Source organism: Allomuricauda sp. R78024 (assembly GCF_044596045.1).
Lineage (GTDB): Bacteria > Bacteroidota > Bacteroidia > Flavobacteriales > Flavobacteriaceae > Flagellimonas.
Map to the genome: position 1 here is coordinate 993,071 of NZ_CP138995.1, position 18,159 is coordinate 1,011,229.

14 protein-coding genes are annotated in these 18,159 nt (G+C 37.3%); 6 read left to right on the plus strand and 8 right to left on the minus strand.

Features of this window, described 5'->3' with window-relative positions; genetic code table 11:
- The 3 genes from SJY44_RS04435 to SJY44_RS04445 form a co-directional block, all read right to left on the minus strand.
- On the minus strand, positions 1–2,403 hold the full coding sequence (locus SJY44_RS04435) for a TonB-dependent receptor (RefSeq protein WP_396591436.1): 2,403 nt from the start codon (positions 2,401–2,403) through the stop codon (positions 1–3).
- 10 nt (positions 2,404–2,413) lie between these two features.
- Positions 2,414–3,433 (minus strand): transporter, encoded by a 1,020-nt coding sequence (locus SJY44_RS04440; RefSeq protein WP_396591437.1) that lies wholly within the window; start codon positions 3,431–3,433, stop codon positions 2,414–2,416.
- Between the two features lie 88 nt (positions 3,434–3,521).
- Positions 3,522–3,896: a hypothetical protein gene (locus SJY44_RS04445; RefSeq protein WP_298924114.1), complete on the minus strand. Its 375-nt coding sequence runs from the start codon at positions 3,894–3,896 to the stop codon at positions 3,522–3,524.
- A gap of 85 nt (positions 3,897–3,981) precedes the next feature.
- Between SJY44_RS04445 and SJY44_RS04450 the strand changes: the two genes are divergently transcribed.
- Positions 3,982–4,887, plus strand: a complete 906-nt coding sequence (locus tag SJY44_RS04450) for a DMT family transporter (protein WP_396591438.1) — start codon at positions 3,982–3,984, stop codon at positions 4,885–4,887.
- A gap of 7 nt (positions 4,888–4,894) precedes the next feature.
- On the opposite strand, the gene SJY44_RS04455 is transcribed toward SJY44_RS04450, so the two are convergent.
- Complete coding sequence (locus SJY44_RS04455) at positions 4,895–6,967, minus strand: pitrilysin family protein (protein ID WP_298924118.1); 2,073 nt, start codon at positions 6,965–6,967, stop codon at positions 4,895–4,897.
- A 1-nt stretch (position 6,968) separates the two neighbouring features.
- The gene (locus SJY44_RS04460) at positions 6,969–8,291 is read right to left on the minus strand and encodes a M16 family metallopeptidase (RefSeq protein WP_396591439.1); all 1,323 of its coding nucleotides are present in this window, start codon (positions 8,289–8,291) and stop codon (positions 6,969–6,971) included.
- A gap of 180 nt (positions 8,292–8,471) precedes the next feature.
- On the opposite strand from SJY44_RS04460, the gene SJY44_RS04465 reads away from it, so the two are divergent.
- The 5 genes from SJY44_RS04465 to SJY44_RS04485 all read left to right on the plus strand — a co-directional run bounded on the left by SJY44_RS04465 (position 8,472) and on the right by SJY44_RS04485 (position 13,942).
- Positions 8,472–8,918, plus strand: coding sequence for a DUF4199 domain-containing protein (locus tag SJY44_RS04465; protein ID WP_298924125.1), 447 nt, complete (start codon positions 8,472–8,474; stop codon positions 8,916–8,918).
- 104 nt (positions 8,919–9,022) lie between these two features.
- Entirely contained in the window at positions 9,023–9,580 is a 558-nt protein-coding gene (rplU, locus tag SJY44_RS04470) for a 50S ribosomal protein L21 (protein ID WP_396591440.1), read from the plus strand.
- 24 nt (positions 9,581–9,604) lie between these two features.
- The gene (rpmA, locus tag SJY44_RS04475; RefSeq protein ID WP_298924129.1) at positions 9,605–9,865 is read left to right on the plus strand and encodes a 50S ribosomal protein L27; all 261 of its coding nucleotides are present in this window, start codon (positions 9,605–9,607) and stop codon (positions 9,863–9,865) included.
- A gap of 183 nt (positions 9,866–10,048) precedes the next feature.
- Entirely contained in the window at positions 10,049–12,862 is a 2,814-nt protein-coding gene (locus SJY44_RS04480) for a TonB-dependent receptor (protein ID WP_396591441.1), read from the plus strand.
- Positions 12,863–12,931: 69 nt separating this feature from the next.
- Positions 12,932–13,942, plus strand: a complete 1,011-nt coding sequence (locus SJY44_RS04485; protein WP_396591442.1) for a phytase — start codon at positions 12,932–12,934, stop codon at positions 13,940–13,942.
- 6 nt (positions 13,943–13,948) lie between these two features.
- Here SJY44_RS04485 and SJY44_RS04490 read toward each other — a convergent pair whose 3' ends face one another.
- Genes SJY44_RS04490 through SJY44_RS04500 form a run of 3 tightly spaced genes read right to left on the minus strand, consistent with a single transcriptional unit; the run spans position 13,949 to position 18,044 of the window.
- Positions 13,949–15,061, minus strand: coding sequence for an alanine racemase (locus SJY44_RS04490; protein WP_396591443.1), 1,113 nt, complete (start codon positions 15,059–15,061; stop codon positions 13,949–13,951).
- Between the two features lie 37 nt (positions 15,062–15,098).
- Positions 15,099–15,638 carry a DUF1569 domain-containing protein gene (locus SJY44_RS04495; protein WP_396591444.1) on the minus strand — a complete coding sequence of 180 codons (540 nt, stop codon included), beginning with the start codon at positions 15,636–15,638 and terminating at the stop codon, positions 15,099–15,101.
- 21 nt (positions 15,639–15,659) lie between these two features.
- Positions 15,660–18,044, minus strand: a complete 2,385-nt coding sequence (locus tag SJY44_RS04500) for a carboxypeptidase regulatory-like domain-containing protein (protein ID WP_396591445.1) — start codon at positions 18,042–18,044, stop codon at positions 15,660–15,662.
- Between the last annotated feature and the right edge of the window lie 115 nt (positions 18,045–18,159).

Consider the following 18,159-nt stretch of genomic DNA (forward strand, 5'->3'; position numbering starts at 1 on the left):
TTAAAATCTATATGTAACTGAGCTTCCAAAAGTTAATGGCACCGCTGTCCTAACATTTCTGCTGCCAAAACTAGTATCCGCATTTCCAAAGGCCAAATAGGTTTCATCTGTGAGGTTTTGCCCCCAAATAGCCAATTGGTAATTTTTATAGTCAAAAGTGACCCGAGCGTTTAATAATGTATATGAAGGTTGTTCCAAAGTATTTTGAATATCTGTATAATAACTGCCTATACTTCTAAGTTCCGTTCTAAAAGCTCCCTTTAATTCTTTGGAAAGACCTGTTGTATATTGAGCGCCTAGAAAAAATGTATACTCTGGTGCATTGCCCAACGAGTTACCGCTTATATCTGCCCTTATCTCTTCTCCAGAAAGGAAATCTTGCCGTATTAGTTCAAAATCCTTGTACTCAGTGTCCGTAAACCCAAAACTTGTATCAAATTGCAATCCGGTTACTGGTATTACGGCAGCTTCCAACTCAACTCCAAATGATGTTGCATCGCCTACATTTTCCCTTGCAAATGTAGATGGAGCCACTAAGTTGAAAAACTGAATATCTGTCCAGTCAATATAAAAAGCTGTTGCTCCCAACCTAAAGCGATTATTAGAAGTGTTTACCTTATAACCCAACTCAAAGTTGTTTGAGTATTCTGGGTCAAAGGTCTGATCTGTCCCTTCTGGCAATCGCTGGGCATTTATGCCTCCTGCCCTAAAACCCCTAGTGTAACTTGCATATAAATTGGAATTGCTATTAGGGGTGAAAGAGATGGCAGCTTTAGGTGATATTGCTGAATAGTTTCCATTTTCAGTAATCTCTGGATTAAATTCTACGAACGTTCCATTGGAAAAGATTAAATCTCCAAATCCATTGAATGTGGCTTTGCGTTCCTCATAATCATAACGAAGACCTCCTGTAAACTGAAACTTTTGGGTAAGGTTGACACTAAATTCTCCAAAAGCAGCAAACCCTTTGTTTGATCCTTCATTTTTAGAGATAATGTTGGAACCTCTTGGAAGCCCAAAAAAATCTGCTTCGGTGTCAGTCAATTCTTGAGCTAAATTAGTGGAGGGTTCAAATGCATTTTGTGTGAAACCAAAAAACCCTCCGGTGTATTGCCATTTAGAATCTAAATTGACCGAATTGATTCTGAACTCCTGGCTCCATACCTCTTGCGGAGGAAGTTTCTCGCCAATCTGATTATCAACAAAAGAATGGAAAAAACCAGGAAAGTCTATGTCTTCAAATGCCAGAACAAGATTTTGATAGGTTGTTATGGAACTCAATGTGTGGCTTTCCCCAAAATATTTGGCAACCAAAGCTGTATTGACAATGTTTCTATTATGGCTTGCTAATCGACTTAAATATATCTTGTTAGGATTTTCAAAGGCGATTTCTTCATTCGGTTGCGAAATGAAAAACCCTGAGGCATCCGACCAATCTCTTTGTCCCTTTACATTAAGAGAAAGGCTTAGCTTTTGGCTTGCCAACCACTTTAAACTAAGATTTCCATATAAGTTATTAAAATCACCAACTGATTCTCCATTTAATGAGACATCGGGTATGGGTGCTAAAGAGGCATCGTTTTCCCAATATCCAGCCCTAGATTGAAATAGACCACTAAAACCAAAGAATAGTTTGTTCTTTACTAAAGGAGTTTTAATGCTTACTGCATGACGCTGTAAACTTAAATTTCCAAAACCAACCTCGGCAAAACCTTCAGTTTTATTTGTTGGTTGCTTAGTCAAGATATTGATAACTCCACCCATTGCGTTTCTACCAAACAGTGTGCCTTGAGGCCCTCTAAGAACCTCAATACGCTCAATATCTGTTAAGGCAAATCCGTTTGCAATAATGTCCAACTGATTTACATCATCAATATAAGTTGCCACAGCAGGATTCTCGCTAAAAACCTGTATGCCCCTAATAGATTGGATGGCTTGGAATGGCACACCAGATTCTTGATAGAGGTAATTAGGTACAACTGCTGTAAGTCCATCCAAGCCCCAAGTACGAGTGTCCTCAATAGTTTTACTGTTCAATGAAGTAATAGAGATGGGAGAAGCCACTAAAGTTTCTTCACGCTTTCTTGCTGAAACCACCACATCTCCTAAAACTGTAGTTTGTTCCAACAAGATGATAGTTAGTTCAGATTCATCAATGACATTCACAGTCTGTGCTGCAAAGCCAAGCGCAGAGATAACCACGGTTTTTACGGGAGTATTTACCTTTAGCATAAACATCCCCTCTTTATTGGTTGCTGTACCAAGGTCACTATTTAGAACCGAGATATTTGCCAAAGGGACAGGATTATCTTGAGAATCTATAACATTCCCTTTTAGAGTAATTTGAGCAGTTGCTGTTAAAAACGAACATGCAAAAATCACTAGTATTAATGCTCTTTTCATAAAATAGATCTTAGAAAGAGTATTGTGTTCCCAAAGTTAAGGTCTCCTTTATCTTCAATTGAATACCATTTAGGTCTTGGTAAAGCGGATATCCAAATTCAAACCCAAACCTTAGGTTTTTAAGTGCCCCTTTTGAAATATAGGTATTTACTCCAATGCCTGAGTTGATATAGGTTCCACCAGAGTTATTAGTATCGGCGGTAATGACCATCATTGGATTTAGGTTTGGATCCTCCCTTTCAATTTCCCCAACAATAAGCCCTTCAATTCTGGCAGATAGACTTATCCAATTACTCGTCCTAACGGCAAACCAGTTGTTTAGGCTGTATCGATTGCCGTAACGGTATTCTCTATCATTTTCTCCAAATCGGAACACCCCTCTTATTTGACTTCCCCAGGAAATAGATTCATTTTGACCTAAATAGGTCAATGCCAAGTTGGGGTCAAACGTACCACTACCCACCTGCATAGGATAAGGCAATTCTGTTTCATTTGGTGTGGAAGCTGGAGTAACATCACTCTCGGTAACACTTCCAGTTGGAATTGAGAATCCTAATTGTCCATGAAGTGTTTGCTGGTTTTTGTTGAAGAACTTATATAAAATAGCAAGTTGAATATCTCCAAAACCGCTGGATTCTGTAGTGAATGTTCCTCCCATACGGGTAATATGGTCCATTTCCATAGATAGATAATTAAACATGGCCATTAAGGTGACTTTATCACTAGGTGCAAACATGGCTCCTAGCATATGCATGTTCATGGGCATACTTGTAGGAGTTACCATATAATTGGCTAAAGCATCATCAAAAGAGGCATCATCACTGCCCTGTTTAAGTTCATCCATATTCATATACATATAGCGATAGGAAAACATCCACTCTCCCTTACCATGCATATGATCCCCCATTACTGAAATTGGGGCATGTCCATCTGGTCTGCCGGCAGACCATTTTTGAGATTCATCATTAATTTCTTGTGCATAAAATGCGATTGTGGCCATCATTAAAATGGCCGATATATATTTTTTCATCGGTTTTTATTATTGAAATGGTAGGCGATTGTTTTACAACGAATGTTATATCAAATCACTTTAAAATAAATTTATGTAAGCGTGTATACTAAGAAAGAGTGCTGGGAGGGTGAAAATTGAAAGAACAGTAAAGGAAGGTATAGCAATTGCTATAATCAAAGTCATTTTGATTTAGAACAACATTTAGCTTTTTGGAATTACAATACAACAAATCAACAAATCCAATAGGGTATTCTTCCAAAGCAATTTTAGGAAGGTTCTGTTTTTTTTCTTCGTTCTGTTCAGAAAGTCGCTGCATTAGATAACACTTACCATTACATTGCAATTCTACCTTATCCTTATTGATACAAAGAAATTCTGCTATATAATCTTCATAGATAACATACTCCAACATTGGCGCAATAGGTCGTACCATGGCCACTAGATAGAGCAATACAAAACAATATACAATTGAGTGTTTCAACTATGTTGTTTACGTATTGCAAAATTAGGTTATAAAGTGCAAAAAGTCTTAAATAAGGCGCACTTTTGCATCTTAAAATTTAAACGTGAACGAACACAAAAGAAAGTGGGTTTATCTGATAGTGCTCTCTATAATATGGGGAACATCTTACATCCTTATAAAGAAAGGGTTAGAGGGTTTTAATCCTATTCAACTGGGCTCTATTCGTATTGTTTTGGCAGCATTTTTCTTGTTCATAGTTGGATTTAAATCCTTAAGAACTATTTCTAAAAAAGAATGGTTTTGGGTAGGGGTTTCTGGAATTATAGGAAGTTTTATTCCAATGTTTTTGTTCGCCTTTGCTGAAACGGAAATTGATAGCAGCATAGCATCAATACTAAATTCATTGGTTCCCCTTTTTACTTTATTTGTTGGACTTTTCGCTTTTGGAGTTGGGTTTACTAAAAATCAATTGTTAGGTGTTGTAATTGGGCTGTTTGGAGCAGCTTTTCTCATTTTTTTTGGAACCGAGGTGAATCCAGATCAAAATTATTGGTATTCCGGGTTAGTTATCATAGCCACCATTTGTTATGCATGCAATGCGAACATTATAAAGAATAAGTTACAAGATGTATCTCCCATGAGTATTGCTGTTGGGAATTTTACTGTGATTTTGGTGCCAGGCATTGTTATTCTGCTGTTTTCTGGTTTTTGGAGGAATGAAGTAACTGAAGGCCCCAACTTTTTAAGTTCATTAGGATACATTGTAATTCTATGTATAATGGGGACTTGCGTTGCCAAAGTCATGTTCAATAAATTGGTTCAGATTTCTACGGCGGTATTTTCTGTTTCGGTAACGTATTTAATTCCCATAGTTGGTATTTTTTGGGGCGTATTGGATGGGGAAAAGTTTACAATGTGGCAACTATTGGCTGCTTTGGTAATTCTTTTTGGGGTATATATGGTAAACAAAAAAAAGACGCCGCAAAGGACGCCTTCTTTAAAAAAGTAGTTTGATATTATTCGAAATCGGAGGCTGTCACACCTTCATTGACTTTAATTTCTTTTACCACAAATTCAAAGTTTTGCGGCCCCATTACCTGCGTGAGCTTAAATGGAAACTTGATGCCTGAAATCTCCTGGTAATCATGAAACCCCAGTGTATTTGTCATTTGTTGGTCTTGTACTTCCTCTACACTGGTTTCTTGCAGTTTAAGACCTGTTTCCACATCATAAAATGAAGATTTTTTGTCCGTTATCTTAAGCTTATATGCTTTTTTATCACCTATGGATTCAATACCTTCTAAAGTAATATTGCCGGCTGTCAAATAGTTCAACTCTGGAAAAGCAGCAGATTCTTCTTTCACTCTTTCAACCTCTTCTGGGGAGAGGTCTTTCCTTTGACCTTGAGATACCATGTAGCCCTTATCACCATCCAAAACTTGTTTTTGCATGGAATTTCCCATGACTTTTACATCTTGCATGAATTGATTTCTAGTGGTTTTCTTCATTTCCAGCTCCAACTTCATTCCCTGCATCTCTGCTTCAGCCAACATTGCATATGATTCCACTCCTTCTAATTTTTCCCTTCCTCCAATCACTTCTATATACTTTTCCAAAATAGCTTCTACGGTTATTCCTTCTGGAATTGCGGAATCATAATCTGGCTTTTCTGTTTTGCTTGCATGCTTGTCATAAAATAAAACAGGAATTGTTTTATCATTAAAGGTCACTTTTTCAAGATTCTCCAAGACCTCACTTCCTTTTCCGGTCACCACGATTCTAGCATTTGAGGAGGAAAAATACTTTTGTGCTGCTTTTTGTACATCAGCTATGGTTACCGCATCAATTCGTTCCAAGTAGGTTTTATAAAAATCTTTGGACAAATCTTCGGTTTCAATGTTTAAAGCATAATTGGCAATGGTCTCAGGTTTTTCCAAAGCCATAACAAAACTCCCGGCATATTTAGCTTTTGCATTGGTAAGCTCTTCTTCCGTAACAGGTTCTTTTATAATTCTATCTATTTCACTTAGGATTTGAACTACTGAACTATCCGTAACTGTATTTCTTACTTGTGCGTATGCATTAAATCGCATTGGGCTATACTTATTGTCCCTAATACCAGAATAAGAGCCGTATGTGTATCCTTTATCTTCTCGAAGGTTCATATTCAGCCTAGCTTGTGATCCTCCTCCCAATACTCTATTGGCTAAGAGAGCATCTAAATAATCTTCATCCTTCATTTTCAATTCAGTTATATTTTGCACCACAACCTCTGATTGCACCGAATTGGGAACATCTACAAAATTAATTTGAGTGTATTGTGCATCTTTAGGTTTGGTATAACTAAAGGAAGGGGGTACTGCTTTTGACCATGGAGTAAAATAAGTTGTAACAAGCTCTTTCACATTTTCAAAGTCCACATCTCCAATAACTACCAGATAAGCATTTGCAGGCACAAAATAGGACCTGTAGTATTGTTCTACATCCATCAAAGTAACGTTATTGACAGTTTCTTCGGAAGTAATCTCTCCATAAGGATGGTTTTTTCCGTATGCCAATGCCAATTGCACTCTTGTTGCAATGGCAGAAACATCTTTTTCCTCAGATTTTATCCCTGTAATAATTTTGTCTTTTTCCTTATCAAATTCCTCTTGGGTAAAATTGGGATTTAACGCAGCATCGGTCATAAGCTCTAGAATTCTAGGGAAGTATTTGGAAAGACAGCTTGCAAAAGCACTTTGGTCACTGATATTTATTGAAGCTCCTAAAAAATCCACTTCTTCATAAAAATCATCTTTTTGAATGGACTTGGATCCTTTGCCCAATAAACTAGATGTTAAATCTGAAACACCTGCCTTGTCTCCTTGCAAAATGGGTGGGTTGTCTATGGTCAATTGAATAGAAACTCTTGGTAACTTATGATTTTCCACTACCATAACCTTGAGTCCGTTATTTAGTTCAAAGCGGGCGGGTTCTTTTAAATTTATTTCTGGAGCAGGACCAGCTTTGGGTTGTGTGCTCCTATCAATTTGTGCATACGATACCGTCATGAAAAAGGACAGTAAAGAAAAAATTATATACTTTTTCATTTTAATTGGCTTCTTTTTGTTCTGGTAAATACTCTAATTCTACCCTTTGATTCACGTTCAAATATTTTTTCGCAACTTCCATTATCTCCTCACGGGTGATGGAACGATAAATATCAATCTCTGTGTTTATGAGGTTAGTGTTATCACGTAGCATATAATTTTCTGCAAGAGAGTTTGCTATTCCCGCGATACTACTGTTGGCATTTACAAAGTTGTTTTCAAACTTGTTCTGAAGTTTCTGGTAGTCTTTTTCCGAAATCAATTCTGACTGTACTTTTACAATCTCTGCATCGATTTCATTCTTAATATCTTGAATTGAGTTTTCGCCTACGGGTAGACCACCAACTATGTACGAACTATAATCTTCAGCATCAATAGGCACTGAAAATATTTGAAGTGCTATTTTTTTCTCATCTACCAACTTTTTATACAACTTGGAACTTTCGCCATCGCTTAAATAGGTAGAGATCATGTTGATTACATAGGCATCTCTGTCGGCTTGTCCGGGAGTTCTATAGGCAAGCAAAATTGCTGGAATCTGAATATTGGGATCATGGTAATTTGCCTTTATGGTTGTTGTAATTGGGTCTTCAACAACAATATTTCTTTTTATCTCAGCGCCTCTAGGTATTGGACCAAAATAATCAGAGACCATTTTTTTTGTTTTTTCTGTATCAAAGTCCCCTGCTATGACCAAAACAGCATTGTTAGGAACATAGTAAGTTTTGTTGAAATTTTTAAAGTCATCAAGAGTTGCACTTGCTAAGTGATCTAGAGAACCGATTACTCCCCATCTGTATGGATGTTTGGTGTATAGATTTTTAAGAAGTTCATCAAAAAAGGCACCATAGGGAGAGTTATCCACTCTAAGTCTTCTTTCTTCTTGAACCACTTCTTTTTGCGTGTCCACGCCAACTTGTCCTATAATGGGGTGCATTAATCGCTCTGATTCTAACCACAATCCTGTTTCTAGACTGTTAGAAGGAAATGTTTCATAGTAATATGTGCGATCCAGAAAAGTATTGGCGTTGCCACTTCCTCCATTTGAGGAGACTATTTTATCCCATTCCCCTCTTTCTATATTTTTGGTTCCTTCAAACAATAGGTGCTCAAAAAAATGGGCAAATCCCGTTTTGCTAGGATCCTCATCTTTAGAGCCCACATGGTACATTACCGCAGTTGTAACTACAGGCGCAGTATTGTCTTGATGCAAGATTACATGGAGTCCGTTATCTAAATCATACTCCTCAAAAGCAACTTCTTGTGCTGCAAGAAAGTTCCCTGCTGAGAGTACGAAAAGCGCGGATAGTAAATGTCTTTTCATGATAATGAATTTTGTATTGGTGTAATAAATAGGATTAGTGTTGAATTTTAGATTGATGTTACACTAAATATAGGATAAAATTTAAAAGGGATATGGATTATCAAGCAAGTCTTTAACAAGAAATAATGGCATAATTCACCAACATTCAGTAAATTAAACATCCACCAATAATTTAACGAGATGAAAAATCTAACGTTGCCCATTCGTTTTGGAATTGTTACCAGTGCATGTTTGATAGCTTATTTTTTGATTTTGTCCCTTTTAGGGAAGCATACCAATGTGTTTTATAGCCTATTTAATGGGGTGGTTACTGGGTTAGGGATTTATGAGACAATCAAGTATACAAAGCTGAGACTGGGAAAAGATTTTTCATACGGTAAAGGTTTTATGGCAGGCCTTACAACCGGATTTGTGGCCACACTGCTTTTCACTGTTTTCTTCGCTCTTTATTCCACTGAGTTAAATGCCAGTTTTTTAAATGAACTCTCTGAGGCTTGGGCCAAAGATTATGCTAATTTTGAAGGAATAGTTTTCTTTACCGTTGCCATAATGGGGTTTGCAACTACTTTAGTTTTAACGTTATCTTTTATGCAGCTCTTTAAAACCTCCAATAACCTAAAAAAATAATGTTGCAAATGGTTGAAAATTACTTGTGAATTAAGGATTTAGCAGTATATTTGCACCCGCTAATTTTAATAAAGCGCAAGTAAATTAATCTAATTTAACGCATTATGTACGCAATTGTAGAGATGGCAGGGCAGCAATTTAAAGTTGCAAAAGACCAGAAAGTGTACGTTCACCGTTTACAGACAGAAGAAGGTAAGAAAGTGACTTTTGACAAAGTTCTTCTTTTGGATGACGGAGGTAACGTAACTGTTGGCGCCCCAGTCATAGAAGGTGCGGCCGTTGAGGCCAAAGTAGTAAAACACCTTAAAGGTGATAAAGTAATTGTCTTTAAAAAGAAAAGGCGTAAAGGATACCGCGTAAAGAACGGACATAGACAATCTTTAACAGAGATTGTTGTTGAAGGTATTGTTGCAAAAGGAGCTAAAAAAGCTGCTCCTGCAAAAGCCAAGGCTGAAAAACCAGCTGCTGAACCTAAAAAAGCTGTAGCAGCTAAAACTGAAGCCCCTAAGAAGGAAGCTCCAAAGAAAACTGCACCAAAAAAGGCAGTTGAAGATTTGAGTGGTAAAACAGTGGCAGAATTGAAAGAAATGGCAAAAGCAAAAGGTATTGCGGGTATTTCTTCAATGAAAAAAGCTGATTTGATAGAAGCTTTAAACAAATAGATTAAGAACTAAAAATTATATATCATGGCACATAAGAAAGGTGTAGGTAGTTCAAAAAACGGTAGAGAATCAGAATCAAAACGCTTAGGGGTTAAGATTTTTGGTGGACAAGCTGCTGTTGCTGGTAACATCATTGTTAGACAACGTGGTACTAAGCACAATCCTGGTGAGAATGTTTACTTAGGAAAAGACCATACATTACATGCCAGAGTAGATGGCGTTGTAAAATTTCAAAAGAAAGCCGGTGGAAAATCTTTTGTTTCCATTGAGCCATTTGAAGCTTAATACTTTAGGCAATAAAATTTTTAAAACCCTCGCTGCACAGTGAGGGTTTTTTGTTACCTGATTGTTAAGTCATTCTAAAACATCTTCAAAATGACGCTAAATATGACTTATTCTTAAAAATTAGCTAACCTCTTTTTTTAAGCATACTAATTTCTTTGTGGTCTAAAATCAACCACTGAGAAAATGAAAAAATATTTGCAGTTTTTTACCTTAGTTTTTATCCCTTTATCCCTTTTTGCTCAAACAGGAAATATTCAGGGAACCATATCAGATGATAATGGAATCTATGTTCCAGGGGCAAACGTCATGATTACTTCCTTATCTAAAGGAGCTATTTCAGATTTTGATGGGAGATTTACCCTTGTAGGCATTCCTGAAGGAAACCATACTATAAAAATTTCGTATTTAGGGTATGCTTCTATTGAACAAGAGGTAACAGTCACCGCCAACCAGACAATGGTCACTTCCATAACAATGAACCCAAAAAGTTTTGAGTTGAATGAAGTTCAAGTAACAGCCTATGGATTAAGCGGTCAGGCCAAGGCCTTGAATACACAGAAAACCAACTTAAATATAACGAATGTCGTTTCTACAGATCAAATTGGCAAGTTCCCAGATGCCAATATAGGGGATGCTGTAAAACGTATTCCCGGTATAACCATGCAAGTGGATCAAGGAGAAGCAAGAAATGTTATAATACGTGGTCTTGCACCACAGCTTAATTCGGTTACACTAAACGGGAGCCGTATTCCTTCTGCAGAAGGGGATAATAGAAATGTGCAGATGGACTTGATTCCTTCAGATATGATTCAAACCATAGAAGTAAACAAGGCCGTTACACCAGATATGGATGCAGATGCTTTGGGAGGTTCAGTAAACTTGATTACCCGTTCTTCCCCGCAGAGTTTTAGATTATCGGCTACTTTGGGTTCCGGTTTAAGCTTTATAAATGATGAACCTATTTACAACGGCGGATTTTTATTGGGCGACCGCTCAAAAAATGGGAAGTTTGGTTGGATGCTGGCAGCCTCTTACAATAATGTGGATTTTGGATCGGATAATGTTGAAGCCGAATGGGTAAACGAAGCAGAAAGCCCATTAACAGAAGAAGATATAGATGTAGATCCTTTTGTTGAAGAATCTGACATAAGAACATACTTGGTTCAACGTATTCGAAGAAGTTTTTCCGCTAATATGGATTATGCTTTTGATGCAAACAATACAGTTTTCCTAAAAACCATGTACAACTGGCGTGATGATAGGGAAAATAGATTTCGGTTACGATTTAGAAGCATAGAACCTGTTTTTGCAGATGGAACGGAGAACATTGTTGGTTATGAAGGAGAGATTCGTAGACAGACCAAAGGAGGGATACCAGGAGGACGTATTAAAAATACAAGATTAGAAGATCAGCGTATGCAGAACTATAGCCTTGGAGGAAATCATTTGTTTGGCAGCTTAAAAATAGATTGGATGGCTTCCTATGCAAAAGCTTTCGAAGAACGACCAAACGAGCGATATGCGGAGTATGAAATTGGAGATGCTATAGGGATTTCGGCAGACCTTACTAACCCACGTTATCCTTCTTTTAGACCAACAAATGCTTCAGATGTAGCATTGTCCAATTTTGAGCTTAAAGAATTTACCGAAGAAAATCAGTTTACCGAGGAAAAAGACTTTAATGCCTTTTTAAACTTTGAAGTTCCAGCAGATATCTTTGGAGCAGGTGAAGGATATATAAAATTCGGAGGTAGATTTAGAACAAAGAACAAAGTAAGGGAGAACAACTTTTTTGAATCAGAACCCACGAGCGATAATTTTGCCACTTTAGCAGATGTGCAAACAAGAGACCTTACCAATGCAGATTTCTTAGCAGGTAGTCAATATGCTGCGGGTCAATTTATTTCTCCGGAGTTTTTGGGGAATCTTAATTTTTCTGATGCCTCAACGTTTGAAACGAATCCAATTGAAGATGAGTTTTTGGCAGGAAACTTTGATGTAGATGAAAAAGTGTATGCTGGCTACCTTATGGCCAATCAAAAACTTTCAGAAAACGTATCTGTACTAGCTGGAATAAGAGTGGAAAATACCCAAATCAGCAGTTTGGGCAATGAAGTAATTTTTGATGAAGAAGGAGACTTTGACAGTTTTAACCAGATTAGGGATGAAAGCTCTTATACAAACGTGCTACCTGGTATACATTTAAAATATGACCCCAGCAACAGAACCGTTTTACGTTTTGCTTGGACAAATACCATTGCAAGACCCAATTATGTGGACCTTGTGCCTTTTAGAAACATAATCAATGAAGATGAGGAGGTTCAAACAGGTAACGCAGAACTAGATCCTACACGTTCCATGAATTTTGATTTTATGGCAGAGCACTACTTTGAATCTGTTGGTATCATATCAGGAGGTGTTTTTTATAAAGATATCAAAGACTTTATTTATACTTCTTTGTCCGAAGATGAGGATACCGGTTTTGATGTATTCCAACCTTTAAATGGCGATAACGCATCAATCTTTGGTGCTGAACTTGCATTCCAGAGACAGTTGGATTTTCTTCCAGGCTTTGCTAAAAATCTTAGCATCTATTTAAACTATACATTGCTTACCTCTACCACAGATGGTATTAGAAATGGTGATGAAATTAGAGAGGATATAGATTTGCCCGGCACAGCCCCAAACATGTTCAATGGTTCGTTGGGTTATGCAGATAAAAAATTCAGCTTACGTTTATCAGTCAATTTTTCAGACGCTTATATTGATGAGTTGGGAGGGAATGATTTTGAGGATCGATTTTATGACAAACAGATTTTTGCGGATCTAAACGCTTCATATACAATTAACAAAAACTTACGTGTCTACGCAGATCTAAACAATATTACAAATCAACCACTACGTTACTACCAAGGTATAGTAGAACGTACACAGCAGATTGAGTTTTATGAGAAAAGGTTGACATTTGGACTTAAATATGACCTGTTCAAAAAATAACGTTTGACATAACAGCTTCATAAACCGCTCATAAGTGGGCGGTTTTTCAATTACTTTTAATTTATCTAAATGAAGAACATATTCGCATATTTGATTTTGGGATCCCTGGCTATTTCCTGTAACCAAAGCAAACTGATTCCAATAACACCAGATGTTATTACTGAAAGAACTTTAAATGATACAGATGACCCAGCAATTTGGGTTAATCCTCAAAATGCATCAAAAAGCATTGTTTTTGGAACGGACAAGGAAACAAATGGAGCTATATATGCTTTTGATTTGGAAGGAAAAATCATTGAAGAAAAGACCATCAGAAATATTCAACGACCTAATAATGTAGATGTAGAATATGGTTTTCAACTCAATGATTCCGTTACTGTAGATGTCATAGCTTTTACTGAACGAGAAAAACAACAAATTAGATTATTCTCAGTGCCCGATATGAAACCTTTGGATGGTGGAGGTTTCCCCGTTTTTGAAGATGAAAAGGTTTTTGAGCAAAAACTACCCATGGGAATAAGTCTGTATAAATCTCCTGTAGATTCTTCAATGTATGCCATTGTCGGACGAAAAACAGGTCCAAGTGATAATTATTTGTATCAATACAAAGTGATGGCAGATAGCACTGGTGTTAAAACTGACCTAGTACGAAAGTTTGGAAAGTTCAGTGGACAAAAAGAGATAGAGGCCATTGCAGTAGATGATGAAAAAGGCTTGGTTTATTATTCAGATGAGGGTGTTTGTATAAGAAAATATTATGCAGAGCCTAATATGGGAAATGAAGAACTATCTTGTTTTGGAACAGAGCACTTTTTACAGGATATTGAAGGTATAGCGATTGCAACTTATTCAGATGGTGAAGGATACATTATTGTGTCGGATCAGCAACAAGGACAGTTTAATATCTTTTCAAGAAAAGACAATATTTTTATCAAAGCTGTGAATTTGACCACTCTTGAAACCGATGGATGCGAGGTAGTCACCGTTCCTTTAAACGATACTTTTCCCAATGGGCTTTTTGCTGCTATGAATGATGAAAAAAACTTCTACTTCTATGATTTAGGAAAGCTTATGGATTAAGGTTTCCTAAAACCTTAGTTTTCTTTTTCTTGCGGTAATTTCCCAGGATGCTATTTTTAATCCATCTTCAATTACAGATACTTCATCATGCAAATTTATTGTGGGACAAATATGGTAGGGAATACCATAAAAAACATCGCCAACCTTTAAATCACTCCAATTATCGACCTTGAGAACACCATGTTCCTCGCTTTGAGAAAGTAGCTCGTAGTTATCAATATTGAGGAATTTAACTCGTTTGTCAATAGGGTTTTCTGGTGCTACAGATTTATGGCCCAAGTCCAAGGTAACAATACCCTCAGTAGGTTTTGAGATAATTCTCGTTACTAATAAGGCAGCATATCTAAAGTTTTGTTCCGTTAACTTTTCACTATATCCCCAATCCCATAAGACACAGGTTCCAGGACTGGTGATTCGGTTTTCTTGTAAGAGGTGGGTTGTAAATGATGGGGTTCCACCGCATATCATTTGCGCTGACGGATATACTTTTTTTAACTTATTGAAATAAGCCGTCACATCTTCCAACCCAGTTTCTATTTTTTCATTTCGGGTGGTAAAATTAGCATCCCTTAAGTGTCCGTCATATACATGCAATCCTTTAAATATTAGCCCTTTACATTCGGGGATAAATGCCAAAAGCTCATCAAGACCAGGGCCTGTTTTAATTCCTGAACGATTCATACCATTGTTAATATCAATGTAAATGTTGGCACTTAGTCCTAGATTTAACGCTTTTTCATTCAAAAGTTTGGCAATCCCTATGGTGTCTATAATGGAAGAGAAATTGGTAGACGGAAAATGCTCAACCAATGCAAAAAACCGGTCTACCTTTGGTCCAACCAGCTGATGCGCAATTAAAACAGAATGGGCTCCAGCTTCAGCGGCAATTTCTGCTTCTGAAATAGTAGAAGCCTTAAAATTGGTAATCCCAGAGTCTAACAGCAATTTCAACACTTTGGGCATTTTATTGGTTTTTACATGTGGCATCAACCTATCAGTTTCGCCTTTCACCAAAGAAATCATCTCCTGTATATTATAATCCAAATGCTGTTTGTACACTGCAATGGATGGTGAATCTACCGTTTCAATATTTTGAATTTCAAACCAATGCTTTGTCATTTTTTGATTGCTTTTTGCGAAGAAACTCCTTTTTTATTTATTCTTTTAAAATATCCTTTACAATTTTTAAGTGATGCTGTGTGTGTATTTTCAAAAAACGTTTGGTTTGCCCTTTATCTATTACATTGAAATAAGGATGTTTAAAATGCGCCTTTTCATTTAAGCTTTCAATCTTTTTTAAATTCGCTTTCGCTTCTTCAATTTGAAGGTAAAGACTGTCCGTTACAATCACTTTTGGAGGAATAACAGATTTGGGAGACTTAGCAACACCACGAGGAATAATCCCCGAGGTGAAAACAAATATCCTTGACCAACTAAAATTGGATTTAAACCCGTTTGGGTCTGAACGCTCTAGTGCTTCACAAATCCTATTGATGGTTCTAAGGCTGTGATCTAAATGCCATGCCACGTTGACTTCAGATATCTTTTTGTTGAACTTGTCCCTTTTAGGGATATAGTCCACAATTTCGGAAAATTGTTCATCCAAAAAATATGGGCCCGACTCAGTATTTCTTACCAAAACCACTACTGTTAAAATGATGCTTAAAACTAGCAAAATAACCCCAACTTTTTTCATGGTATTTTTATTTGCTAGAGTTTAGAACTGAAATTTATAACCGACATCTGGAAAGAAACCGATCTGATCTATTTGGTCCACATTATTGGTAAGTCGGTTATAGCGCCTTGCAAATATATTTTCATTAGCGGTGACATTTTGCAAGTCCACAAAAAAGCGGTGGGACTGTTTCTTATTTCTACTGTTCAGCTTAATTCCAAATTTGACATCCCATCTAAAATAGTCGTCATATTGTTGGCTAAAAGCAATATCATCTTGTAGAATTTCAAAGCCAGCTTGTTGAGAAGCGGCTAAATCCACCGGTGTGTAATATCTACCTCCAGAAAAGGTTAAACGTGAATCGACGAATAGTATGTTTTTACTCTTTCCGCCTAAACTAAATTCTTTGCCCGCCAAAGCGTTGACAACATAGCCGTTGTTGAAAGGGGAATTACGTTCAATACCGTCACTGCCTTCGTATTTACTTTCATAAAACGAGCCGGTCAGAAGACCATAATAGCTGTTGCTAAAAAACTTTTCCAAGGTCAATTCAATGCCCCTATTAAAACCGGTTCCGTTATTAACCAGGGATACCTTGTCATTATCAAACTCAAAGTCGGCACCCTCTGTTAAGGAAGAATAACTTGAAGGAAAGGCATCTACCGCCGCCTTGTCTATATCTTGATTATACACTTCAATTTTTCCACGCCAATCGTTGCCAAACTTCACATCATATCCTAATACATAGTGATTACTTCTTACAAAATCTAAGTCTTTATTGGTTTGCAGAAGGCTCCCATTTACTTCCTCGTTCAAAAACAACAAAGGAAAAGAAACAGATTGGTGATGAAGTCCATAACCAAGATTTAACTTATGGTTTGGAGCCAACTGAAAATTTAGGGCTACCCTAGGCTCAAAAACAAATTGTTCATTCAAAGAGCTGTATTGTGAATGCATTCCGGCATTAAAAGTAATTTTTTCGGTTAGACGAAACTGACCTTGAACATAGGGTTGGAAAATGGCGAAGGTTTCATCAAAATCTCGTAAAGTGAATAAATCAGGGTCACCATCACCATTGGTATCTGGTTGTTTTTCACGATCTCTGTTAAAGGCATCAATTCTATAATTTTCAATCAATAAGCCTGTACGCAATGTAGCTTTGTTGCTCAACTTTGAATTGAACAAGGTTGAAAATGAAACCCGGGATTCTGAATTGTCCGCCTCTGTATATAGAATAATGCGTTCCTGCGGGGTATCCTTATCAATAAATCTATCTGCGGTAAACTTGTTTCCGGTGTAGGAGCCTGCCACTATGGTCCTTAGAAAAGAGTTTTTGCCAACGGGAATTTGATGTTTCAATCCTATAACCCCAAATTGAGAATCCACAAATGCATTTTCATCTTCTGCTGCAAAAAGATCATCCTCATCAATATCATTCCCTAAAAATTCAATATCAGAAGTGCCTATAATTCCAAATAAGGATAGCTTTCCCAGTTTCCCTTTTCCAAAATCAAAATTGAAGGAAACATCGCTATAATTAGGTGTTGCTGAGGTGCCTCCTGCGCCGCCTCCTACCAAACTGATCAAGGAATACCTAGCGGATAAAAGGAAAGAGCCATTTTTGCTGCCCATGGGACCTTCAGCCATAGCTTCTACTCCAGTAAAAACCCCAACTTGGGCAGAGAATTCAAAATCATCTATGTTCCCTTTTCTAAACCCCAAATCAAAGACCCCTCCAAGAGCATTACCATATTCTGATGGAAAGGCTGAAGTGATAAAATCTGAATTCTTTAATAGATTTGGATTTACCGCTGAAACGGGACCTCCAGTAGTGCCAAAACTGGCAAAGTGATTGGGATTGGGAATAGGGATACCTTCCAAGCGCCAAAGTAGACCAGTAGGAGAATTACCGCGCACAACAATATCATTGCGGCTATCATCTGGAGCAGAGACCCCAGCAAAGTTTGCTGCTAACCTTCCAACATCGCTTCGTCCTCCAGAGAATCGGGTCACTTCTTCAACGCCAAATTGACGAGCAGATACGGTGGCCAGTTTGTTGTTGGCCCTGTCTTTATTAGTTTCGGTGGTAACAATCACTTCATCCAACTGGTTAAAGGATTCAATTAGGGAAACGGTCAGTAAAACATCCTTCCCCGTGGTTACCTCTATATTTGGAACTGTTGTATTTTCAAAGCCAATATAACTTACGCGAACTATTTGCCTTCCTACGGGAACATCTTTAATGGTAAATCTTCCATCAATATCGGTAATTACCCCTGTATCTACTTGTTGATCTAACAATTCCACTGTCGCTCCCACCAAAGGACTTTCTGACTGTTTGTCCAACACAATACCCTTGATAATTCCAGTTTGCGAAAAGCTGATTGCGGTATAAAGAAAAGCCAATACCAAAATGATTTTTTTCATGATGCGTTTATTTGATTTTCCTCGAAGGTGAATCAATACATATCGATAGGGAAGTCATTGTTCTTGAGTTGTTTTATTACAAGTTGTGTTGGTGGTATATGCCTTGAATTGGCTG